The following is a 22994-nucleotide window of genomic DNA, read 5'->3' on the forward strand; positions in this document are numbered from 1 at the left end:
ATCCGAAACCTCCGTCCAAGCCGGAGGCTTCTTTCGCACGTTCATTCGAATTCTGAAGCAAGGGTATCGGCTTCGCGCTTACGGCTTTCTGCGACTTCCGCGAAGGTGTCGATGCTGCGTTCCGAGAGCGCACGAGACGGCTTCCTGTGCCCGTTGATAGATGGCCGCAGCGAACGTCTCCGGTGGGCTAGATAAGCAGCGCCGCGTAACGTGATCGTTCTCCGAGTGTAGGCGTCAAAGGGCATTTCGATTCGACGGAGCTGAAATTTCTGTGCTTTGAGAGACTGTCCGCAAGCTGCTCCAGCCGGAAGGCTCTTCGTGTAAGTACCTCGTAAAGCAGATGAACAGTAAGGGAGCCGTTAGCGCCACGTACGCCGGTAGCGAGGTTCTTTGAAAATTCGCTGAGTTGAAGGTTTTCCAACACTTGAACTTCGAAGACAGGTCGGGCCAGGCGAAAAGAGATGCACACCTAGTTCAGCTGAGTAGAGCGGGCTCCTGCAAAGGTCGAGAGGCCACACGTTTGGGTCGTATCGAATGCGCAATTATGATTGCTCGCGAGCGAGGCGAACGCATTTGAGCGTGGCATAGAGGCGGTCACCAATGCAGTCGAATTTCAGCGCCCTTACTTTTGTTGGTCGACGTGATCGCTAATGAAGCTGCTTGACCAACGTCAGCTACGTTGAGCTGCGATGACGCACCCGAAACCCATTGAGCGTTGTGCGCAGCGTGCGCACTACACCACCGAATGAGTGCCGAAGGGCTCAGTCGCGATCTTCACTAGAAGCGAAGATAGCGACCAGCAACCGACTTTCAAAGCACGCGCAAGGCGCCGTGGTTGATGGCGCCCGAATGATTCTCTCTGTCATGCGGAGCTCTTCATTCGGCAAAATCGTTATTGGCGGACCAAAGAGTGCAGACCAAGAGAATGGATCGAGCTCTCAATCGAAGAAGGCAGGTCTGTTCGCGTCAGCTGCGAATGCGAAGGCTGCTTCAACGTCACTCTCGATAGTTCTACCTCGCGACAGCGGAGGTAGCCGATCTTTCGGGAAAAAGATCGCCTCGCTCGTCTCCAATCTGGGCCGGGCCTCACCGCCTGAGAGCCTATCGCAAAGAAAGAAAACTTTGTAGAAATCCCGGACATCAGGCGAATAGGAAGCGCCGGCCTTGTGTCGGACTCCGTAGAGGCGACGAACAGACACTTTCAATCCGGCCTCTTCGTACAACTCCTTTGCGATATTTTGGGCAGCAGAAAGGCCAACGTCTGCAAAGCCGCCAGGCAAGGCCCAAAGACCATCACTCTTCTCACGGACCAGAAGGACCTTGTTCTCTTCTACGATCGCTCCGCGCACATCGACTTTCGGTGTCGCATAGCCCTTCGCGAAATCAGAGACGAGCCCTTCTATCCTCTCGATGGGAACACTTCCCAAATCGGCGAGCATTTCATTTGCTATAGAGGCAATCTCCTCGTAACGTTCTCGATCAAATTGATCTCGCGCAAAATGGAGCCCACTAGACGCAATAGCTTGCAATCGTTTCCCATGCGTCAGCCACTGAGGCTCCATAGCGCACTCCGTCATCATTCCGGTGATATCATAGCAAACGGCGCATTGAGGCGAAAGCTTATGCTTTGGAATTCAGCCCGAGTCAGCGCAAACAGCCATAAATGACCAATCCCGAGTTGCCGCGCATTCCAGCGAAGTCGCTCCGCAAAAACGGATTGCGAGGCAGGGTCTTGAATGCCCAGCGCGCGGCGATCATCGGACAACGAAGGGCGGAATTCGCCGCGACGCGGCCTCCTGAAGATCGGGATCTCCTGCCCCAGCTTCTGTGTACGAGTGCTGTGACGGCCCCTGGTACGTCATTTTGAGCTGAGCGCGCTTGTGCGGCGTGAGCGATGTTATGAGGTCGCAAGTTCCAGCGCACGAGCCCGCAGATGCGCTTGGCGCGATGTCCTGGAGATCGGCCAGCATCAGAGGGCCGCGTCGATGCTTGTGCCGGTCGTCTCCATACCGCGCGTCCTGGCAAATCGCCGAACTCGAGGCTACGCGGCGGCGACTAATTAAAAACTAGCTCCGCTGTGGCAGGCTGGCCGGTGCGAAGAGCGAATTGGGGTCTAAGGCGCAGCAAAGCAGGCAAGCTGACATCGACTGCCTCGATGATGACAAATGTGTTCGAACCAATGGCGAAGGCACCGATGGTTCGAGCGGTCGAAATGAGCTTCGTACGTGCGATCGGAAGAGGTGAGACGATGGTCTAGGTTGTTCATGGCGGCACGTCGTGCGGCTTGGGAGGAAGGCTCGATCATGATGTTTCGAAATCGCGCCGGCCTGCAGATAGAGATTGATATCTGAGGACCAAGTGCTCTGCACTCTGCTCTATCGTGCCATTTCCATGAGGACAATCTCGATCGGATCTCCGCCAAGCCCATGAGAGAAGTAGCCCTTCTGGATGGCCCTGAAGCCATGACGTTCATAGAACCGTTGCGCGTTCAGGGTTGACTCGATTTTGATTGGTCCTGGGTGTTCCTTTGCCGCGGCTTCAAGACCAGCTTTGAGCAATCGCTCACCAATTCCGCGGCCTGCTGCCTTCGGCAAAACGAAAAGGCGGGTCACCTCGCCAGGAACTGAGTCGACGAACCCCAATACCTCGCCGTTCTGCTCGGCTATGATCGTGGTGCCCGCAGCGATGACATCCTCGTAATATTTGGCAGTACGTTCTCCCATCCACCCCTCCAGTTGCTCGGGCTTGTAATGGGTGATTGCCAGTTCTTGAACCGATTGTGCCGTCACGTCATAGAGCGACTGGGCATCGCCAGTGCAAGCCGGGCGCAATACCGTTTCGCCATCAACTTTTGTGCTGCTCATTGGTGATTCCTTCGCAACCATTCACCAAAACTTATCTCAGATTGTGGCCGCAGCATTCCCGCAAAATTGCAGCGGGATGGGCCAAATCGTGATCTGTAGCGGGTCGCGTGCACCGAATCGCTGCATCCTGACGCTCCGCATTTGCACGCCCTGCCGGGCGAGAAGATGTACGCGTCATGCCAGCGTGAAATATCTCCACTTCGAAGGGGCCATGCTGCGAGACGTCATACTCGCCGAGCTTGCCGGGGTGGGGTAGATCGACGCAAAAGCATCAAATAAGCCGTTTTTCGAAACAACAGCGCCGGTTGTAGCGAAAAAACTCCTGGAAGGCTTGTATGATGCGGGGCTTACGCAGATTGGTGCTCGAATATCCCGCCGAGCTTGAGATCACACAGGATGTGGAGAGGTGCTGGGGCCGTGGCAGCTTGGCCCTCGTCCTCGGGTATTCAGGCACGACCATCGGCCGCGCCTTATCCTGAGTTGCATGACGGCTTTGAACACCTCGCGATGAACTGAATGGCAAGGATCATGAGCTTATCTCCTCCTGATAAACGAACAAAGCTAATCCTTGCCGCTCTGATGATCGCTGCGTTCGCTATTGGCCTAGATACGTTTGTCATCATCGGGGCACTAGAAGTGATTTCTCGTGACCTCAACATTTCAACCGGTGCGGCGGGATGGATAATCTCAATCTACGCACTCTCCTACGCGGTTTTTGCGCCGCTGAATGCCTGGATGTTCCGGGCCGCAAGCCGCCGCAATGTCCAGATCCTATCCGTTTCAATCTTCATCATCGGCAACGTGATCTGTGCAATCGCTCCGAACTTTGCAACCCTGGCTGCAGCTCGCGTCATTTCAGCCTACGGCGCAGCCATGTTCACCCCGGCGGCCACCGCATTGGCAACCGAGCTCCTGCCGCCCGGTAGCAAAGGGTCGGCATTGTCCCTTATCTTCGGTGGTATGACCGTTTCACAAGTTGCGGGTGTTCCGGCGACCAGCTGGATCGCTGATGTCATCGGCTGGCGTTTTGCCTTCGGTTTCGTGGCAGTTGCGGGGCTCCTGGCATTGCTGATCTTTGCCCCTATGATGTCCGGTGTCTCTGCAAAGGCGCCGGAGCGCGGAAACGGCCCGGCTTCGAAAGACTTTCCCAGGGCTATCTACGGTGTTCTTTCGGTTACCCTATTCGTGGTCATTTCCGAGTTCGTTGTTTACTCCTATGTGAGCGTCATTATCACCGGTTCTCTGCTTACAGGCGTGCCGCTGCTCTCAGCCGCGCTCTTTGCGTACGGTTTCGGAGCTGTGACAGGAAACGCAGCGTGCGGCTTTCTAACCGATCGCTTCGGCCCCTACAAAGTTCTCATTGCGGTGATCGGCGCGCAACTAATCGTTCTCGTAGCTCTGGTTGGATTCGGGCATCATGGTGCCTTAACCGTGCTCATCGCATTTCTTTGGGGCAACGCGAGTTACATGTATCTCGTTCCGATCCAGCACCGGCTTCTCGATCTAGCCGGGGAGAGGTCGAAGCTAATTTTGGCAATGAACAGCTCGACCACCTTCGCAGGAATAGCCATCGGGGCCGTTCTCGGCGGTATCCTCGTCGAAACTAGCGGGGTCACATCCCTTGCTGCAGGGTCGATCCTGATTGGCCTCATCGGCTTCGGACTGGCTGTTGCCTTTATGAGTGAAGTTGCAGCTGCAGAAGCTGCCACTCCGGCAGTCCGTGGGTTCGACTAAGGCATACGACCCTATGACCAGACCTCATAGAGCAAGGGCATCCACCACTTGGCACGCTCGACGATCCTTCACCGCGCCCAAATTAAGAATGCGGGTGGCCTGGTCGCGCTGGCCCGCACCGCGGCGGCTGACTAGGCACCGCGGATGCCGTTATTATGCCGAGCACTGAAAGTGCAGTAACGTACGTGGTTCTTGAGATTGTTGGCCGCCTGGCTATCCAAGACCCGCAGACCTCGATGGCCACATGGGCCAATACTGATTTACTGCGCTCGAGTCAGAAATGCTTTCAATGCCGAGGTGGCGTACTGAGATTGATCGAATTAGTTCAATCAGACCGGGCTGTTAGGGCCCAGTGACTCGGAAAGCCTGAAAATGTTTCAGCCAGAGACCCGGGTGTCCAGCTGGAAAGTATGGTTGCATAGAAAGGAGACGCGAACTTGGAAACTCCATCCGAATTGAACGAACTGCGGAGCAGCATCGACAATCTCGACGCGGTTCTTATCCACATTCTCGCGGAACGTTTCAGGTGCACTCGGCAGGTCGGAAAACGAAAAGCGCGACTTCAATTGCCTTCGGCAGATCCAGCTCGTGAGGAACGCCAGGTAGAAAGACTACGCACGCTCGCACAGGCAGCTAGCCTTGACCCAGAGTTTGCCGAGAAGTTCCTATCATTCATTAGCAAAGAAGTGATCCTGCATCACGACCTTACTCGTGGAGCAAACGCCGACGTCTAAAAGTACTTGACCACGCGCGTTCTCGTCGGAGCCGGTGATCTTCAACTTGGCTGAACAGGTATGCGCTCGATCAGTGTAGGTCATCTTAGCATGGAGGATCACGCTCGAGCCAGAAGCCCGGCCCGCTAAACCACACATTCTCTGAGTCGTTAAATCTCGGCTCACCTACGTGCAACGCGCGAATTGGAAGGTTGCGAAGCGGCAACCCTTCGATCGCGTTATGTAGACGTCTTGCAGCGTCCTCATCGCGTCCACCCCTGCAAGGATAAATAGAGACGGCACCAATGGAAGAGGCCTCGAAGTGGTCTCGACGCCGTACCACATGGAGAAGAAAGCCTTTCCAGGTATCGTCGGTCATAGGCATCAGAAGCCGGCCACCTTCGACAAGGCGATCAAGCCAGACACGGGATGGGTGAGTGGCTCCGGCGAACACGATGGCGATATCAACCTTGCCGACATCTACCGCCCGGCCGTCGCCCGAGACGACATCGACCTGGGGCCAGCTCTCGAGGTTCACTCGGGCCCGCGACGCCAACTCTGTGTCGGTTTCGATCGCCGTCACACGACCAGCGGGTCCGACAATCTCGGCCAGCACCGCCGAATAGTATCCGGTGCCGGCACCGACCTGAAGTACCTGCTCGCCGGCGGCGATGTTGAGATGGTCAAAATTGCGGGCCCAGAAGCTGGGCATCCCATTGTTGAGGTTACGACTCGCATCGATCGTCACGAGAACGTCATGGTAGAGCCAGCGCGGGTCGTCATCAGGGGTCAGAAATGGGTCGCTGTATGGGTCGGAGATGATGCTCCACGGCCCAGGGCCTACGAATTGCTCGCGCCGAACGGTGGCGAGGCGAAGGCGTCGATCAGCTTCGGGTTACGCAGGACCGGGACTTTGTATCCCAGGTCTTCTGCATACCAGCGGCGCGCCGCTGCCAACGTGTCGTCCATGAAGGCTCTCCTGTTGCGATACAGACGATGCGTCTGAACTCCGGTCGGGCAGACACGTCAAAAATGTTTTTCTTCGGCTGTCCGCACTGGGCTGGCTGGAGCGCATAGCACAGTGAACATGGAACCATTGACTATCACTCCCCATCCTGCCAACGCGGTCGCCCATGCGACTGATGTCGCATCTGCGATAGATGCCCTGTCCGATATCGATCTCGTGCGGCTCAAAGCTCTTGCACGATTGTGGAGCCGCGACCTGCCGGGAGGGCTCTCCTGGACCGACATCCTCAACGAGGCGATTGCACGCACCCTCGACGGCTCGCGCCCCTGGCCGCCCGGCGTGCCCATCCTGGGCTTCCTGTCGGGCGTGATGCGCAGCATCTGCAACGACCATTGGCGTCGTGCGCGTCTTGAGCAAAGGCTGTTCGTGAGCCGCGATAACGAGGACCAGCGGAGCGGGCCCGGTGGAGATGCCGACGAGGTGCCCGATCCGGAGCGGATCTTGGTTGCCGCACAGACGCTGGCCAACATCTATCGGCTGTTTGAGGGTGATCCACTGGCGCTGAAAATCATCGCAGGCATGGCTGATGGTCTGGCGGCTAGAGAGATTTGCAAGATCCATGAGATGTCCGAGCTCGATTACGACACGACACGACGACGGATGAGGCGCACGTTGCTGCGCCAACACCAGTACTGGAACAAGTGATGACACGCTGGCACCCGAGTCTCGATCTGGAGCGATTGTTCGAATCGCTAAGCGTGGAAATCCTTTCCGCCACCGATGAGGAGGTGCGCCAGATGTCCGACCGTCAAGGATGGAAGGTCGCTAATACGGCTCAAGAGCTCAGAAAACTCATCAGGGCTGCGGGGGCGGATGTTGGCGTGAAACAAGACTGCGACGGGCGCGGGGGAACCGGCGTCGGCGGCAGTATTGGCGGCGTTGAGCAAGCGGAGAAAAATCAGCAATAGACAATAGTATGCCGGGGGATATCGTCCGCGACCGTCCACGATGTCGCCCTTCGGCCCCAGAACTCGGCGGCATTGCCCATCGTCGATGCTGACCTGTCAGGCGCGAGCGGGTCTGCCGCGGCGAGTCCAGAGAGCGAGGAGCGCGGTCGTGACTAGGATCATCACGCCGCATGCCATGTAGAGCTGAGCTTCGGTCGTATTCGGAAGCAAAGTAGGAAGCAGGAAGATCAGCGCACCAACCGCACCCGTTAGAAGAGTGGTAAAGGCCTGGACGCGTCCGATCAGCGCCGAATCGACGACAGTCAAGAGATGTCCGTTGGCCGCCGCCCGCGCCAGATTCCACAGCATCCCAGCCACCGTATAGAGCACAATTGCGACAAGCGGGTCGGTCGCATAGGACAGGACGAGCAACGAGCCCGCCGCGCCGGCGACAAGGAGCGTCGTCATGCGAGCGATTCTCCTGGCCACCGCTGGGATCCCCGCAGCGGCAAGAGCGGCCATGCCCGCAATCGCAGCCGTCATCTCGAGTGTACCGAAGAGGCGACTACCTCCGCCGAGCGAATGAATGACGAATCCAGGTAACAACAGGTTTGTGATCTGAATGACGGCAAATACCAGGCCCACTGATACCGACGCGGACAGGCTTTGTGGCTCGTTCACAAGATAGTTGATCGCTTCACGAGAAGCCGAAAACAGATTGAGGCGCTTCGCTGCGTGTGTGCGCGTAGGATACGCGGTCAGATTCCTCAACAGGGGCAGAACGGAGATCGCGACGAAGGCAAACAGGGCGGCGGTCGTCGCGCTGCCGAAGTGAGCGATGCCGTAGCCGGCCGCACCTGTGCCCAAAGCCATCCCCGCCTGATTGAAGAACGACAATCGCATGTTAAAGCGCATGCGCTCGGTCTCGGGAATCAGCGATTGCAGGATGCCGCTCATGGCGCCTGCCAGAAGCGCATAGCCGAAAGCTCCGAGAACTGCTGATAGAAGGAGGGTAGGACGCGAGAGCGCATCGGGCAAAAGGTGTACCGGAGCCAACATTAGCAAGCCAACAGCTCTGACGAGTTGTCCCGATGCGGTGACCCTGAGGCGATTGTGACGGTCGACGACATGTCCGCTAAGCGGCGCCAGGGCAAAACCGGCAAGACTGGAGGCCAGCAGAACCAGGCCCACCAGGTTCGATCCGCCCACATCGAACGCAACCCACGCCGGCATGACAATCCCGGCGCCGACGATGAAGAAGGAGATGGAAGAAAAGCCAATGAAGAAACGTCGCTGCATTGCTTGCGAATGGAACCCGTGCATCTCTCTCGCTTGGCTCACTGCAAAACGATCTCGGAAAACCCGCCCGCCGGTGCGGTCACAGTTTACGCCTGAGTATCCGCGAGTACTGCAGGCAATCACGAATAGATCCTCGCATCAGGAGACAAATGCGCGAAGCTGGCGGTGGTCTGTCTTGCTCACGGTCGTCTTGGCCTGCGTCAGAACCTTTCACAACTGTCGAGACCCTAGGCCATAGGTATCGGCAACGTAGGCGTGAATCGTTCCCTCGACGGCCGCGCGTAGTTCCTGTTTCATGTCCACCTATCCCTTCGCCGATGCGCCGCTTGGATATCACGAACACCACGCCTCGTCCTGCGACGGCCGGCATGCCGAGCAGAGCAGGTATGCGAGGGATGGAACTCTGGTCGGATAAGCGGGTGTGGGCGGCCTAGTTGCGCAACAGCTCGAAGGCGTCGCGTCGTTCGATCAGGGACTGCCCTTCTGCCGTCAGTCGCTCCAGCAAAACAGGCGTTACCTCGCTGCCGTCCCGTTCTCGTTGCGACCGGGCCGCTGCCGGGCCAAGTCGTTACCGTAGAGCTCGCACTCGATTCTGTGGATGGCACGCTAGAACACGTTCACTGTCGACCAGAGCGGGTCGTGATCTTCATTGAAGCCTCCAGCCGTGGACGAACGATTCAGTGCCCCCAATAAAGGGCGAGCGGATTGGCTTCGTGTGCGAGCTCAATCAAGCCTCTTCTCGTGTCGGGATCAATCTGCGCAAGGGGATGTCGCACTGCCTCGCATTTGATCACGCCACCTTCGGCCATCACGCTCTTGGCAGCGCGCAGACCACATTGCCGGTTCTCAAAGTTGATTAGCGGCAACACCCTGGCATAGGCCTCGCGAGCCTCACATCTGCGTCCGGCCCTATGGTGATCAATGACAGGCCGGAGCAGATCCGGTAGCAGTGCGCTCGACATGGTTCCGCTCGCACCAGCATCGAGGTCCGCCATCATGCTAATGGCTTCCTCGCCGTCAAATGGACCGATGATTGTCTCGCCACCGAGCTGGACCAAGCTACGCAGCTTTGCCGCGGCGAACGGCACCTCGATCTTAAAATAGCTAACGAGTGGCACTTGTTGCGCAAGTCGCACGAGAAATGGCACCGTGAGCGTCACGCCGCTGAGCGGCGCATCCTGGACCATGATTGGAATCCTGGCCGCATCCGCGACACGGCTGAAGTGTTCGAGCGTGCCCACTTCATCGGCGTTCAGACCATAACCGTGATAGGGCGGCATCAGCATGACGAGGCTTGCGCCGCTTTCGGCCGCATGACGGGCGCGCGCCAGCGCTATACGGGTAGAGAAATGGCTGCAGGTGACCATGACGGGAACGCGGCCAGCGACATGTGAGAGGCAGAGGTCGACCAGCAGCTTCCGCTCGTCGTCGGATAGCAGGAACTGTTCGGAATAGTTGGCCAAGATGCAGATGCCGTCGACCTTTTGATCGACCATGCAGTCGATAACCCGCCGCTGGCCCTCGAGGTCGAGATCTCCGGTCTCCGTAAAGGGCGTCGGCGCGACAGGGAAGAGGCCCGTATAGATTGGGTAGGTTTCGTTTGGCATTAGGAGAAATCCAGCCAGTAAGTAGACAAAGTGATCAGACCTTCTCGGCCTCGACCAGCCCATCGAGGATGTTTAGAGATTCAAACAGATAGTAGGATCCGAAGATCGTCTCTGCTTTGTTTGCCGAATCCTGGGCGCGTGCATCGCGACGCTTGTTGAAGCAGGCACCGACCAGCATCCCAGGCAAGCGGGTGTCGTTTGGACCTGCCGTCGTTAGATAATTGTCGATCAATGCCCTAGCGGTCGATTCGCCTGCCTCACGATACTTAGCGCGCAGTGCCGCTGTCGGCGCGAGCCGCGCCAGCTTCAGAAGCGCCGAGCACGTAATTGCAGTTGCCGCCGTGTCAGTCTCCGCATTGGGGATGGCAGGGTCATCGAAGTCCCAGAACGCTACCATGCTGGCTGGCACGTGCGACAGCCACCAGTCCGCCCCCGCAATCAACTGCTCCATCCAGCGCTTCTCATGAGGATCATGAGCAAGCGCGATCGCCGTATAGACGAGACCCCACGCCTGTGCCCTGCCCCACACGCTACTATCGCTGTACCCTTTGTGCGTGAAATGGCGGACGACCTTGCCCGTCGCGGGATTGAGCTCACTTGACTGAACGATTGAGCCATCAGAACGCATATGAATGTCGAGCACGCGTTTGGTGTGGCGTGCGGCGATTCCATCGTAAGAGGAATCCCCTGTCTTTGCGCCAGCCCAATACAAAAGCGGCACTGCCTGTAAGGAATCGATGCTGCTGAACGAATTGCCGACGTCTTCTGATTCCTCGGCATCGCCGCCTAGCGGAATGAGGCCGAGCCGATAATCGAATTGCGCCTTTAGTGAGCTTGCAGCATCAAGGGCTAGGAGAGCTGCATCGTTGTCTTTGCACAGAATATCGCCAAGCGCCGCCCCATAGTAGAACCCAAAGCCCTTGAAAGCGGTTTGCAGATGTGCGCGCGGCCTCAAGCGGCTGCTCCACAACCGAGCTGCATCGAGGTACTTTGCCTTCCCAGTTCGCCGCGCGAGCAGCCACAACATGCCAGGCCATGCGCCACCGGTCCAATCGCCGTCCGCCGTGGTCGTCCATTTGCCGGTCGAGCTGTCGGCCCAATGCGGAAATCCCGTCTTCACGGTGGAAAGCGTCTGATCGACCCGTGTCTGCATGTGGCCGATCGCTTCAGCCCATCGTGATTTGCTCATACCCGACACTCCTTTATCACTTACAAAGATCTCGGACACCATGGACGGTGCTAGCCGTACAACGCCCGATCGATTTCACGTCGGTTCTCCTCGACGGCTTCGGCGTGCTTAGAGCACCGGCCTGACGGATTCGGCCGCCCCTTCATGAGCGCGACGTGCGTAGTTCCACCAACTCATGGCAGGCCCTCACAGCGATTGATGTCGGATGCAACGACTTCGGCGCTTCGGCATCCCGACTCGCGGAACTGCTTGATTTGTCCCACGGCGACCCTGCACGCCAGGCGATCAAGCGGCGCGAGCGGAGCTCAGGGTGCCGACGGCCCCCTTTTTGGAAAGCTCCTTCAGCTGCCTGTCGTCATAGCCAAGCTCCTTGAGGATTTCCTCCGTCTGAGCTCCAAGTGTTTGAGGCGGCAGTCGGACTTCCGGCAGCTTGCCGTCGTAGCGCACCGGGTGGCTAACGAGCGTGACCGGCGTACCCGTCGCGCCACGGACGACCTGGAAGTGTTCGTTATGTACGACCTGCGGGTCGCTCACGACATCTGCATAGTCGTTAACCGAAGCGTGCCAAATACCGCGTGGCTCGAACAACGCGACACATTCGGCCGTCGTGCGCTTTGCGACGTTCGCGGCAATCCGAGTTGAGGCCTCGTCGCGCCGGCGATAAGCCTCATTATCCAGAATGCGCTGATCGGCAGGAAGGTCGAGGGCTTCAGACAATGCGCTGAGGGATCCCAGAGAGATCGCAATATGACCGTCTCGTGTCGGATAGATGCCGTAGGGGGCTCCGAAGTACCAACCGGCGATGGGGCCGGGCTGACGGACATCGTCGGGCCGCTCGCCGTTAAGATAGCAGGTAAAGGATTCCATTTGCAGGTCGAGCGCCGCCGACAGGAGACTAACATCGACGCGGCCCCCCTGCCCTGTGCGGGCTTTCCTCACAAGCGCCGCCAGAATACCCGCTGCAAACAGCGCTGCACCATGATGATCGACTGCCGAAACTCCGACGGCCCTTGGGCCCTGCTCACGGCTCCCGGTGATCGTGGCAAGTCCCGACATTGCCTGCACTAAAAGATCCTGACCGGGGCGGTTGACGTAGGGCCCATCGGGACCATAGCCGGAGGCTGCGGCATAGATGATCTGCGGATTGATCTTCTTGGCCTCTTCATAGCCGAGGCCCAGCTTGTCGAGCACGCCTGGGCGGAAGTTTTCCGACATGACATCCGAGGTCGCAATCAGCTTCCGAGCAATCTCAATTGCCTCGGGCTTCTTCAGGTCAAGCGTGAGGCTGCGTTTGTTGCGGTTCCCCGTGAGCAGCAGCATGGATTGTCCGTCGACCCATTTGTCGGCCCCACCCCACTTTCTCTGAAATGCGCCATCGGGCGGCTCCACAGCAATGACGTCCGCTCCGAGATCGGCGAGGAACTGCGCAGCCACCGGGCCCATCAGGAAGTGATTGAAGCTCAGGACGCGAACGCCCTTCAAAAGATCGACCATGGTCCCGCCTTCGGCTTTTCTTCAGTTAAGGAATTTCGTTCGTTGTCCGTTCTGAAATCGATTTCAGAAATATGCATTGTGATCCAGAGAGTCAAGAGGAACGAGACCGGTAAGCCAACTTGAAGCCTGAGTTAATGCAACCGCGTTCCATCGGAAAAGGTGTATCGGGCACAGACGGAGCTTGAGAATGCTCGCCCTCCAATGGTTTAAGTAGATCCGACATAGACATCCTTCTCTGACCGATAGACCCAATGGATAAGAAACGAGCAATCGATCCCAAAGGACGCCAGCAGCCGCGCGTGAAGATCGAAGATGTCGCGCGAAAAGCCAATGTGTCCCCTGCCACCGTGTCGCGCGTTCTCAATCATCCCGAAATCGTGAGGCCGGAGCTCCGGGACAAAGTGATGCGCCACATCACCGATCTCTCCTACACGCGAGACAGCGCAGCAAGAGCGCTGAAGTCGGGACGCATGCGGACCGTTGGAGTCATAGTTCCGACGCTGGCGCTCGGCATCTTTGCCGAAGGAGTTGAGGCGCTACAGAACCGCCTTAGCGAGAGCGGCTACACGTTGTTCATTGCGAATTCCCAGTATGACCAGCGCCGCGAGTTGCAGGAACTGCAGAGCCTCCTCGAGCGCGGCATCGATGGAATTGTGTTGGTCGGCGGCTCCCACGGACGCGAGCTGAGGACTCTGATCGAGCAGGCCGCCGTACCCGTGATCACGACCTATGTTTCAAAGGCAGCTGGCGGCATCCCTGCGATCGGAATCGATAACGAAAGCGCCACGCGCGAGATGACCGAGTATCTCTTGCGGCTTGGACACGTCCGTTTTGGTACGATCGCCAACGTTGTTGCGGCTTCCAACGACCGATCCCGCGCAAGGCTGGAGGGCATTCAGCGCGCGCTTTCCGACGCTGGGCTACCGCTTAAGGCGAGCCAGATCATCAAGGCGGATTACTCGCTTGCCCAAGGCCGCAGCGCACTTCGTCAGCTCCTCACCGAGCATCCCGATACCACGGCGGTGATTTGCACGACCGACACGCTTGCCATCGGTGCAATGGCAGAGGCTCGCAAAATGGGGTTGGCCGTGCCGGCCGCGCTTTCCATAACAGGATTTGATGATGTTGAGCTCGCTGCACAGATGGACCCGCCGCTCACGACTGTCAGTGTTCCCGCAGCTGAAATCGGCCGGGGAGCCGCCGATTATCTGATCAACGCCATCGTCGGAAACCCGGTGCCCAGAAGTGTCCTGTTGCCTTATCGTCTGGTGATGCGGGCATCGACCGCGCCGCCAAGGTCCAACCAACGGCCGGCACGTCGCAGGCGCACTTAGCACTGCAATCCACTTTCAACTGAAGTGAAGGTCTTGGTTCGGATGCGCCGGCGCATGCCGATATGCCCGATATCCCTGGTGCGGCGAATGAGGATGTGACTAAGCATGCCGGCGACGGCTGAGCGAGAAAAAGGAACAGCAACTGACACAAGCTTTTCTCCGCTCTCAATGCTCGCGTTCAACGTGAACGGAATGAATGGGCGCATGGTGATGGCTGGCGCCGAGCTCGTGTAGCTTGTGATGCAGGCGATGATGTGCAAGCTCCAGGGCAACTCGCAGCCGCGAGTGCCGCGCTTCGTCGCTCTTGGGAGCAAGGGTATCCATGTAGGCGATCGATCCCTCAATTTGTGCAAGGACCGACACTGCGTCCGCAGTTGCAAAAATGGGTTTGTCGCCCACGTTGACATACGCCGCACTGGTGTGGGCCGCGATGTCTGCCTCGCGGCCCGCTACGCTGCCCCGAACACGTATCGCGATCCAACAGGACTCGGTGACGCGCAATGAGATGTGACCGCTGCACGCCAAGTCGGCGCATCGAACTTCATCGACAACGATGCCGTTGCGGATCAACTCCAACCTTGTTGGTTGGACGCTGACCGATTCGATCCTCCAATCGACGCTGACGGTGCCGCCTGACGAGGGAAGCGCGATCTTGCTCCCGGGGCGCCGTCCTTCAACTGTCATGTCCACGAGCGGGCCGACCGTGATGAACGTGTCGCCGCTACGAACGGCATCCATCCAGTTGCGATACGTGAACTCGCGCGCGCCTAGCTGCACATAAGACCGCGAGCCTCCAAGGAGCGCGGCGGCATCCATCTTGTCGGAGCCGGCTACCAGCGGCAAATGGTAGCCGATGTTGAGGTAACGGTACCAGTCGGCGAGGCCAAATGCGCTGATCTGCGCCGTCCGCGGGTTGAACGACATCATTTCGATAGCGTCAACGAGGCCCAGCACGATATCGGCGGCCCGTTCGGCCTGCGGGTTGGGCGCGTGGGGCATCACAACCAGTCCACCTTGCTGGCGGCAGCGCTCCGCCCAGTCAGCCATGGTGGCTTCCAGTGGATCGCCAATCGCCGCTTCGTTCGATCCGGCGCACGAGAGGGGATTGATGATCTCGCCTTCATAGCCGAGCAGCGATATATGGCCCAGAACCTGCATCCGGTTCTCTGTGCCGACACGCACGAGGAACTCTCCGTCCCCACCGAAGTCCTTCGCTCCGATCGTGGTGCGTCCGTCGAAATCGGCGACGTTGGTGAATAACTCGCCCCATTGCGCTGCGAGCAGGTTGACGACGTTGACGCCTTCCGCCTTGCCCTCCAGCAGGGCGGTCTGTGGGCTCAGGAAATGGACGTGCGTGTCGGAGCTGACCCAGCCCTGTTCGCGCCAGCGCAGCACCCGATCGAGCTCGAAGGTCAGGTGTTCCGTGCTCGCGGTGACCTCGACGATACAGCGCAGTGGAACCACCTCAAAGCCCCTGCTGATCTCCACGAAGACCGACCCGATCGGCAGGTCTGCATCACAGCTTCCATCCACATAGGCGTACTGGTTCAGCCCATTGGCAAATTCGCCCGAGAAATCCTCGAATCTGCCGGTGTTAACCTTGCGGTGGTGTCCCTTGGGCGGCAGATACTCCCCCTGGGGCCCATGGATATGCAGGCGTGCGGCGACGCGCACACCACTGCCCTTCTCTACAATGCGGATCTTCACGGGTCTCGTTGCGGGCTCGATAGCGACCGCCTGCAGTGACATCTCTGCTGGAATCTCGGAGGCCACCAGGGAGCGGAGGTCCCGAACGTGCAAGCGGCCGTCCTCCGAGCGCAGGTAGAGCTTTGCGTCGGCGTGCGCTGAGTACTCGACGATGACCTCGTCGTGCGAGCGCACCGGCTGTACGTCAGGCTTAGCAGCGAGCCAGTCCGCTCTCGAGTACCTCAGCACCGCCCGGGCGGAGATGACGGTCCCCAGGTCGATGCCGATCTGCTCGCCGCGATGGTCGACGTCGAGCTCGCCAAGCTTGTTCAGATGTACCCCGGGCGGTAGCTGCAGCTTCAGCTTGCGTCGGCCCTGGAGGCGCAGCGGATTCTCCGTGAGCCTTGTTGTGGTTACCGCAAATACTAGCGAGACCTCCTGCTCGGCCCGCAGGCTTAGTGCGGTAAACTCCTTCTCCGGATTCGGATTTGGGAGCGCATAGAGCCACAGGTTCTCCCCTTGTCGGTCCATGCGCCCCGATTCGGTACGGGCTTCGCCGAGGAAGAAACTCTTGCTCGGCGCCCCGCCGAGAGCAAAATCTTCGCCGGTGCTTGCGTGCACGATGGGCCCCCGTAGGGGCAGTGCGGCGAACGCACTCGCACTCCAGGAGATGTGGTTCTGTTGGATGGCGAACCGCCGCACCACTGGCACGTCGGCTTCGCTGCCGTCGGCGTATCGGAGCCCGTATGTCGACACCCGGTCGCCCAGAGGATTGCCTTCCACAGGTAGCGTAGCCGGCCCGATCTCCCCGAATTCCGAGAGGCTCGCAGGTGGACGGTCCGCGGCCACCTGCACAAAGAGCACGTAACTTGCCAATGTGGGCGACAGCTCGATCACCACGGGAGAGGCCCCGGGCCGCAAAGCCAGCACATCCGGCCCGGCCTCGTTGCCGAACAGAAACGGCATGCCGCGATACGTCTGCGACCCTCGCAAGGAATCGATCCATCCGGTATCGCCTGGGCGGCTGCCGAACCCCTCATCGAGCTCCCGGCGCCTCGCATTGAAGTATTGCTTCAGGTCTACGGGCTTAAAGTGCGGCGATGAAGGCGTTTTCATTGAATGGCTCCCCGTTCAGGGCCGTCAGTCACCGATGTAGACGCGACCGCGCCTTTTGGCGAAGTGATAAACTACGACGCTCAAGAGCGCTATCACCGAACCATAGATTGGAAACATCCAGGCCATGTGCTCGCGCTGCAGCCACACCAGCAAATACGGTGACGTTCCGCCAAAGAGCGAGACGCCGAGCGCATAACCGAGAGCTACTCCCGTGGTCCGCACGGCGCGCGGCATCAAGGTGGTAGCGATGAAGTTATAGAGGGCCATGTTGAAGCCGACGATGGCGCCGCCGAACACCGTGACAAGGAAGAACGTTGTGATGTTCTTCTCCGTATAAAGCAAAGTCAGGAAAAAGCACGGGATGAGAAGTAAGCGCAGCAGCGTGAATGCGCGCGAGGGCCGAACCTTGTCCGCGAAGGCGCCTACGAATGGTGCAGCAATCGTCCAGATCAAAATCATCAGCGTCATGATTCCGTACACATACGTGCTGTTCTCCTTGAACACCGTGTTTGCCATGTTGGGCAGCCCCGTGTTCCACGCATAGTTGGCGATCTGCACCGAGCCGATCACCAGGATCACGGCGAGCAGCGATAGCCGCACGCTCCAGAGCGTCTTCCACACGCCGCTCGTGGTTTCCTGAATGCGTGAGGACTCGTCCTGACGGTGCATAGCCCGATGGATCAAAGTTTCCGGCACGGTCGAGCGCAGATAGATGATCAGAAGGCCGAGCACGCCACCGACGGTAAACGGTACGCGCCAGGCCCACTCACGCATCGCTTCGGGGGCAACCGAGGCACTCACCAGGAAGGCGACCAGGCTCGATCCGAGGTTACCCAGCTGAATGAACGTACCACCAATCAGACCGAGAAAACGCCCTTCCTTCCCCGCGGGCGCCAATTCAATAGCGATGGCGTTGGCGACACCGGCCTCAGCCCCGGTGGCAAGCCCCTGAATCAGCCGCAAGACAAGCAGCGCGACGGCCGCCGCAACGCCGATATTGTTGTAGGTCGGCAATACGGAGATCAGCAGCGAGCAAACTGCCATCGCTGTCACCGAGATCATCATGACTCGCTTGTGGCTGATGCGATCTGCGATAGGCCCAAGTAAAACCGCGCCCAGAGGCCGCGCGCAGAAGCCCGCCCCGTATACGGCCAGTCCCGCGAGCAGCGAGGTCGTAGGATCATCGGAGGGGAAGAAGTGAGGCGAGAGGAACGCCGCCATGATGCCGTAGACATTCCAGTCGTACCACTCTAGCGCTACGCCTCCTCCGAGCCCAGCGGTCATTCGTTTGGTGGCAACTTGATTGTCAAGCTGAACGGGCACGGCCGTGGGTTGGGCGATAATGTTCATGGTCTCTTCGAGCTCTGTTGATGGCGTTAATGATGCTGCGGGCCGACCGAGAACGAGCAGCCGCCCGTTCGCTCCGCGGCGCCGAGTGCGGGGTCGAAGATACGGGCGACGTTGAACAGTTCGGCTCGCAACGCGAAGGACGCAGAGGGAAAGGAATGCCAGGCATGCTGCCGGCGAGCTCGCCTGTCGTCACGGTTCTTTAAGTCGCTGCGGCCGCACGGCCGGCTCTTGTACCACCTTGGTCACACAACGCGCTGCCGAGTGGCGGCTCAGATTTACGCGGCTGCTCAAGAGCAGACCTCCTAGAACCGTCTGCGCATAAACCGCGCGCTGGCCCGCGCCCCGTTCGCATGGCTTCATTTCCTCCTGTTGCCAAATCGCACTTCTCGAAGAAGCTTTTATTGTTATTGGACGGCGCGGCGTTACAAGGCCGTTGCTTGGTCGAGTGAATTCCGAACTGCCGCCAATCTCGCGAACCAGACGCCAGCTTCCACAAAAGGCGTGTTGAACCACGCTGTTGCTGAAATCGATTTCAGTGAAATAATTCGATGGTGAGACAGAGTCAAGCGTTATTAATAGGAGTTTTCAGTTCGCTATCGCCGGGGGCCGGTCGTCCCCGCCGCAGCCGAGCACGACACCGGAGCACCAAGCTCGACAAATAGTGCTTCTGCAGCGGAAGTTTGCGCAGAAATCGATTGCAGTATAGGGCTGATCTTCTCGTTGTTTTCTGGAGGCACTATCAATGACCGAGAAGCCCGATTTTATCCTCTCAACATTCCCCAGGCCCAAGGTGCGCCTCCTGACGTTGAACAGGACAGCGAAACGAAACGCCTTGAGCAACGACCTGATCGTGGAGCTTGGCGCGATGTTGCGCCGTGCCGCGGTCGATGAGGATGTCCGCTGCGTGGTCCTTTGCGGGAATGATGCGTTCTTCTCTGCCGGAGCCGACATCAAGGAGATGCGAGAGCGGGGGTTTGAGGCAATCGACAATACCGTGCGACGTTCTGCTTGGCGGGACATCGCGAATTTCCGCAAACCACTTATTGCTGCGGTTGAGGGGATCTGCTTCGGCGGCGGTCATGAATTGGCGCTGCTCGCCGACATCGTGATTGCAGGCGAAGGGGCGATGTTTGCACAGCCTGAGATCAACATCGGGATAATGCCCGGTGACGGCGCAACGCAACGTCTGCCGCGCGTGGCTGGCAAATCTCTGGCCATGCTGATGATCCTAAGCGGCCATTCCGTTTCGGCCCGCACAGCGATGCAGGCCGGCCTTGTCGCCGAAGTTGTTGAAAGCGGCCGGGCACAGGCGCGTGCCGTCGAAGTTGCCGAGGTCATCGCGCAAAAGCCGCCTCGTTCGGTTGAACTTGCCAAGGCAGCCGTTCTCGCGGCGTTTCAGACCACGCTGGACGCCGGTCTCGAATTCGAGCGTCAGGCAATTCGCTATGCGTTTAGCACGGCTGACCAGCAGGAAGGGATGGACGCCTTCTTCGAGAAGAGATCGCCTAACTATCGTGGGCGCTAAAGCATCAAGCGAAGGGGCAGCGAGCAAGAGACCGCAAATGCCATCGCGATCGCCGGCCATCGCTGCTGCTGGTCCGTACATGTTGGGTCGTCGCTGGGGATGCTTCGGTTTCGGCACTCGTTCCAGTCGGCCAGGCCGGCGCTGCGCGCTACGATCTCGTACTCGCCGGCCTTGGCCATACTATTACAGATGTTCATCTTGCAGTGGCATCCGCCGGGCAACCATCTCGGCCGACCTGCCCGTGCCTTGCTGGATGTTGGCCCGATCGAGGCCGCAGCTAGCTTCCTCGACTGCGGCTTCCCAGTCCCCCAGAGCTAATCAAGTTAGCGGCGGGCAGACGCGTACCGCTGGGGATGACTGTCTGACCAGCATAGCGACGAGAAGAGCGGAAAAGCCTCTATTAAGGCCAATTCTGAAACCAGAACCGCCTACAATGCAGGAAGCTCGCGAAAGTACCGAACGCGAGACGGCAATCTGGGCGATCCAGCCGGACGATGGGCAGGCTGGCGAGAGGCAGCCTGAGTGTGCCATTTCAGCTACAAAACTCCGATACCGCAAACCTTGGTTCGGCCGTCATCGGGAATGGCAGATGAGTGATGGTGTACGATCTTCCATGCGCCGTCCTCGCGACGTAATACGAAGGTGAAGCGAGCCGGTGTCGACACCTGATGATCATTCCGCAACTGTGAAAAGACATAATTGCCCACCACCAAAATAAGGTTGTGCGCCAAAGTGACGGAATGCCATACGTCCATTTTCACGGTGGCGATGCCATGAAAGTAAGTGCCTATCTCTTTAGCGCCAATGTAGAGCTTATCACTCGATGTACCCTGAAACAGCGCATCATCCGCGTATAGCACAACCAGACGTTCCGGCGCGTGCACATTGAAGGTTTGCTCCCAGAGCTCCAGGAAGTCGCTGACGGCCGGCACCAAGGAGTTGTTGTTCACTACAAATCTCGTTTCGGGCTAAGACTCTGATAAGCTGGACTGCACGTTTCCGGTACGCGGTGTATCACCCGTAAGACCGGCTACTCGCAATCACGCCGCCGACTGACGTTTCGTTATCCGATGCTGAGGACAGGGTCCGATTTGGCGGAGCCAGTAAATCCAAGATGGCATCGCAGTTGTCGACGAACAGTAAGGCGCTCCATGACTTTGAATGTCACACGACGGCTGCGGGACGAACGGTACCGACATTTGACCGATCGTCATGTCGGACGCCTGCTTGCCGACCGCCGCCTAAGAACGTATTCCGCCGAGCTTCCATCACCTCGTCGGCATCGTGGAATGTCGTTGTACTGTTCGAACCTCCGAGGAGCTCAAAAAAACTGCCAGAGCATTGCATCCGGCCCGCCGCATCACTGCGCCATTTTGACCGAAAGCGTTTCTTCGATAACCGGGAGCAAATCAACGAGCCGAATGCTGTAGTCGAGCCCAAGCAAGGTCAGCTCCTGGTCTCACCGATGAAGAATCAGAGCGTTGTCGGCGATCATTGTTCGGCCCGTAGTGCTTCGTTCTTAGGGCAGATGTAGCGAAATTGTCCTGAACCATTTTAGCAGGTGACAATACGGACGTTGTTGGTTGCACCTATTTGCCCAAACGGCACGCCGGATACGACGATCACCAAATCACCTGCTTCAAGATAACCTTCGTTGCGCGCCACCGCTGCGGCTATCTGCGTCATCTCCTCGTCGGTGGCGGGATCGTCTGAAACGATGCTGTGCACCCCCCACAGCAGGCACATGCGCCGCGCGACTTTCTCATCTGGAGTGAGAGCAAGAACCGGCACCGGGGGCCGCTTGCGCGCGATGCGCGCCGCCGTCGTGCCGCTTGCAGTGAAACCGATGATCGCCTTCGCATTGAGGGTCACCGCAAGGTCTGCACCAGCGGCGGCGACTGCATGCGGTGGGGACATCTCTTCGTCGGCTTGCGAGGCTTGGACCAGCGACCGATAGAGATGATGCCGTTCAGTACTTCTGATTACTTTGTCCATCATGACAACTGCCTCGATTGGATAGGCGCCGCTTGCCGACTCAGCCGACAGCATGACCGCGTCAGCTCCATCGTAGATGGCGGTAGCGACGTCTGAGGCTTCCGCGCGCGTCGCTGTCGGTGCAGCCACCATCGACTCCAACATCTGTGTTGCGACGATCACGGGCTTTCCGGTCAGCCGACAGGCGCGGATGAGTTCCTTCTGTCGGCCCGGCACCTCCTCGGGCGGGATTTCGACACCGAGATCACCGCGTGCGACCATAATGCCGTCTGACAGGAGAATGATATCGTCGATACGATCGAGCGCCATAGGCGTCTCGATCTTCGCTATCAGACCGGCACGCTCGCCGATCAGCCCGCGCGCCTCTAGGAGGTCGGAAGGCTTCTGGACGAACGACAGGGCGACCCAGTCGACCCCGAGTGCGAGGCCGAAGGCGAGGTCGCCGCGGTCCTTCTTCGTCAGAGGAGATATAGCAAGCAGCGAACCTGGCAGGTTTACCCCTTTGCGATCGCGGATCGCTCCACCGACGAGAACTGTCGCGATGATCTGCCCATCGCCCGGACTCTCAACGCGCAGGCGCACTCGGCCGTCGTCGACGAGAAGAGTCTGGCCCGGACGTGCGGCCGCGAATATTTCCGGATGAGGTAGTGGGATCGATTGCGTTCCGCCCGTAGCTCCGTCGAGCACAAATCGAACCTTCTCGCCGGCGCGTAGATCGAGCTTGCCGCCTTCGACGGCGCCGATGCGGATCTTCGGTCCTTGCAGATCCTGCAGGACGCCTATTGGCGTGCCGAAGTCCCGTTCGAGATTGCGGATCGAGTCATAGACCCGTGCGTGATCGTCCAGGCTCCCGTGACTGAAATTGAGTCGGAACGTATCTGCGCCTGAGAGATAGAGAGCACGCAATCGTTCTGGTGCAGCTGTCGCCGGACCAACGGTCGCAACGATTTTGGCGAGGCGCGAACGACGCATGTCGATTCCAGACGTAAGAGGATGAAACGCGTGTGAATAAAATGCGAAGGTCGGTCTTCGATGATGGCGTTCAGACTCTCGCGTGATGGGCTCGCATCCCGCCGCCGCAATGCACCTGCGCCGAAGGCGAAATTGATCACCCCGGCTCAACGCGGTCCGGGAGGCATCCAGCAGAGATTCGAACAGGAGAACGCCGCCAGAA

At 58.8% G+C, this 22994-nt stretch carries 18 protein-coding genes and 1 pseudogene; 6 read left to right on the forward strand and 13 right to left on the reverse strand.

Features of this window, described 5'->3' with window-relative positions:
- Positions 1-938: 938 nt before the first annotated feature.
- Together IVB32_RS42105 and IVB32_RS42110 are read right to left on the reverse strand one after the other, a co-directional pair.
- Positions 939-1562, reverse strand: a complete 624-nt coding sequence (locus IVB32_RS42105; protein ID WP_247360253.1) for an NUDIX hydrolase — start codon at positions 1560-1562, stop codon at positions 939-941.
- An 813-nt stretch (positions 1563-2375) separates the two neighbouring features.
- Positions 2376-2864 (reverse strand): GNAT family N-acetyltransferase, encoded by a 489-nt coding sequence (locus IVB32_RS42110; RefSeq protein ID WP_247360255.1) that lies wholly within the window; start codon positions 2862-2864, stop codon positions 2376-2378.
- Positions 2865-3380: 516 nt separating this feature from the next.
- On the opposite strand from IVB32_RS42110, the gene IVB32_RS42115 reads away from it, so the two are divergent.
- Both IVB32_RS42115 and IVB32_RS42120 read left to right on the forward strand, forming a co-directional pair.
- Positions 3381-4598 carry an MFS transporter gene (locus tag IVB32_RS42115; protein ID WP_247413196.1) on the forward strand — a complete coding sequence of 406 codons (1218 nt, stop codon included), beginning with the start codon at positions 3381-3383 and terminating at the stop codon, positions 4596-4598.
- 437 nt (positions 4599-5035) lie between these two features.
- Positions 5036-5332: a chorismate mutase gene (locus IVB32_RS42120; RefSeq protein ID WP_247360257.1), complete on the forward strand. Its 297-nt coding sequence runs from the start codon at positions 5036-5038 to the stop codon at positions 5330-5332.
- A gap of 85 nt (positions 5333-5417) precedes the next feature.
- Here the strand turns inward: IVB32_RS42120 and IVB32_RS42125 are convergent, their stop codons facing one another.
- Both IVB32_RS42125 and IVB32_RS42905 read right to left on the reverse strand, forming a co-directional pair.
- The gene (locus IVB32_RS42125) at positions 5418-6059 is read right to left on the reverse strand and encodes an rRNA adenine N-6-methyltransferase family protein (RefSeq protein ID WP_247360258.1); all 642 of its coding nucleotides are present in this window, start codon (positions 6057-6059) and stop codon (positions 5418-5420) included.
- 92 nt (positions 6060-6151) lie between these two features.
- On the reverse strand, positions 6152-6280 hold the full coding sequence (locus IVB32_RS42905; protein ID WP_256466617.1) for a hypothetical protein: 129 nt from the start codon (positions 6278-6280) through the stop codon (positions 6152-6154).
- A 118-nt stretch (positions 6281-6398) separates the two neighbouring features.
- Between IVB32_RS42905 and IVB32_RS42130 the strand changes: the two genes are divergently transcribed.
- Together IVB32_RS42130 and IVB32_RS42135 are read left to right on the forward strand one after the other, a co-directional pair.
- Entirely contained in the window at positions 6399-6983 is a 585-nt protein-coding gene (locus tag IVB32_RS42130; RefSeq protein WP_247360259.1) for a hypothetical protein, read from the forward strand.
- On the forward strand, positions 6983-7246 hold the full coding sequence (locus tag IVB32_RS42135) for a hypothetical protein (RefSeq protein WP_247360260.1): 264 nt from the start codon (positions 6983-6985) through the stop codon (positions 7244-7246). Before IVB32_RS42130 ends, IVB32_RS42135 begins: the two co-directional genes overlap by 1 nt.
- Before the next feature lie 96 nt (positions 7247-7342).
- Here IVB32_RS42135 and IVB32_RS42140 read toward each other — a convergent pair whose 3' ends face one another.
- The 5 genes and pseudogenes from IVB32_RS42140 to IVB32_RS42160 all read right to left on the reverse strand — a co-directional run bounded on the left by IVB32_RS42140 (position 7343) and on the right by IVB32_RS42160 (position 12814).
- On the reverse strand, positions 7343-8548 hold the full coding sequence (locus IVB32_RS42140; RefSeq protein ID WP_247360261.1) for an MFS transporter: 1206 nt from the start codon (positions 8546-8548) through the stop codon (positions 7343-7345).
- Between the two features lie 409 nt (positions 8549-8957).
- Positions 8958-9163: pseudogene (locus tag IVB32_RS42145) on the reverse strand (hypothetical protein); the annotation flags it as partial.
- 38 nt (positions 9164-9201) lie between these two features.
- Positions 9202-10131 (reverse strand): dihydrodipicolinate synthase family protein, encoded by a 930-nt coding sequence (locus IVB32_RS42150; RefSeq protein ID WP_247360262.1) that lies wholly within the window; start codon positions 10129-10131, stop codon positions 9202-9204.
- A 34-nt stretch (positions 10132-10165) separates the two neighbouring features.
- Entirely contained in the window at positions 10166-11320 is a 1155-nt protein-coding gene (locus IVB32_RS42155) for a glycoside hydrolase family 88 protein (protein WP_247360265.1), read from the reverse strand.
- A 285-nt stretch (positions 11321-11605) separates the two neighbouring features.
- Positions 11606-12814 carry a CoA transferase gene (locus IVB32_RS42160; protein WP_247360267.1) on the reverse strand — a complete coding sequence of 403 codons (1209 nt, stop codon included), beginning with the start codon at positions 12812-12814 and terminating at the stop codon, positions 11606-11608.
- 299 nt (positions 12815-13113) lie between these two features.
- On the opposite strand from IVB32_RS42160, the gene IVB32_RS42165 reads away from it, so the two are divergent.
- Entirely contained in the window at positions 13114-14148 is a 1035-nt protein-coding gene (locus IVB32_RS42165) for a LacI family DNA-binding transcriptional regulator (RefSeq protein WP_247396713.1), read from the forward strand.
- Between the two features lie 165 nt (positions 14149-14313).
- On the opposite strand, the gene IVB32_RS42170 is transcribed toward IVB32_RS42165, so the two are convergent.
- Both IVB32_RS42170 and IVB32_RS42175 read right to left on the reverse strand, forming a co-directional pair.
- The gene (locus IVB32_RS42170) at positions 14314-16950 is read right to left on the reverse strand and encodes a CehA/McbA family metallohydrolase (RefSeq protein WP_247360271.1); all 2637 of its coding nucleotides are present in this window, start codon (positions 16948-16950) and stop codon (positions 14314-14316) included.
- Between the two features lie 24 nt (positions 16951-16974).
- The gene (locus IVB32_RS42175) at positions 16975-18300 is read right to left on the reverse strand and encodes an MFS transporter (RefSeq protein ID WP_247360273.1); all 1326 of its coding nucleotides are present in this window, start codon (positions 18298-18300) and stop codon (positions 16975-16977) included.
- A 742-nt stretch (positions 18301-19042) separates the two neighbouring features.
- Between IVB32_RS42175 and IVB32_RS42180 the strand changes: the two genes are divergently transcribed.
- Complete coding sequence (locus tag IVB32_RS42180) at positions 19043-19825, forward strand: enoyl-CoA hydratase-related protein (RefSeq protein ID WP_247360275.1); 783 nt, start codon at positions 19043-19045, stop codon at positions 19823-19825.
- Between the two features lie 536 nt (positions 19826-20361).
- Here the strand turns inward: IVB32_RS42180 and IVB32_RS42185 are convergent.
- Together IVB32_RS42185 and pyk are read right to left on the reverse strand one after the other, a co-directional pair.
- Positions 20362-20775, reverse strand: a complete 414-nt coding sequence (locus IVB32_RS42185) for a nuclear transport factor 2 family protein (protein WP_247360277.1) — start codon at positions 20773-20775, stop codon at positions 20362-20364.
- Between the two features lie 604 nt (positions 20776-21379).
- The gene (pyk, locus tag IVB32_RS42190; protein WP_247360280.1) at positions 21380-22792 is read right to left on the reverse strand and encodes a pyruvate kinase; all 1413 of its coding nucleotides are present in this window, start codon (positions 22790-22792) and stop codon (positions 21380-21382) included.
- Positions 22793-22994 lie beyond the last annotated feature (202 nt).

Origin of the sequence: Bradyrhizobium sp. 23 (assembly GCF_023073295.1) — a bacterium.
Taxonomy (GTDB): domain Bacteria; phylum Pseudomonadota; class Alphaproteobacteria; order Rhizobiales; family Xanthobacteraceae; genus Bradyrhizobium; species Bradyrhizobium canariense_D.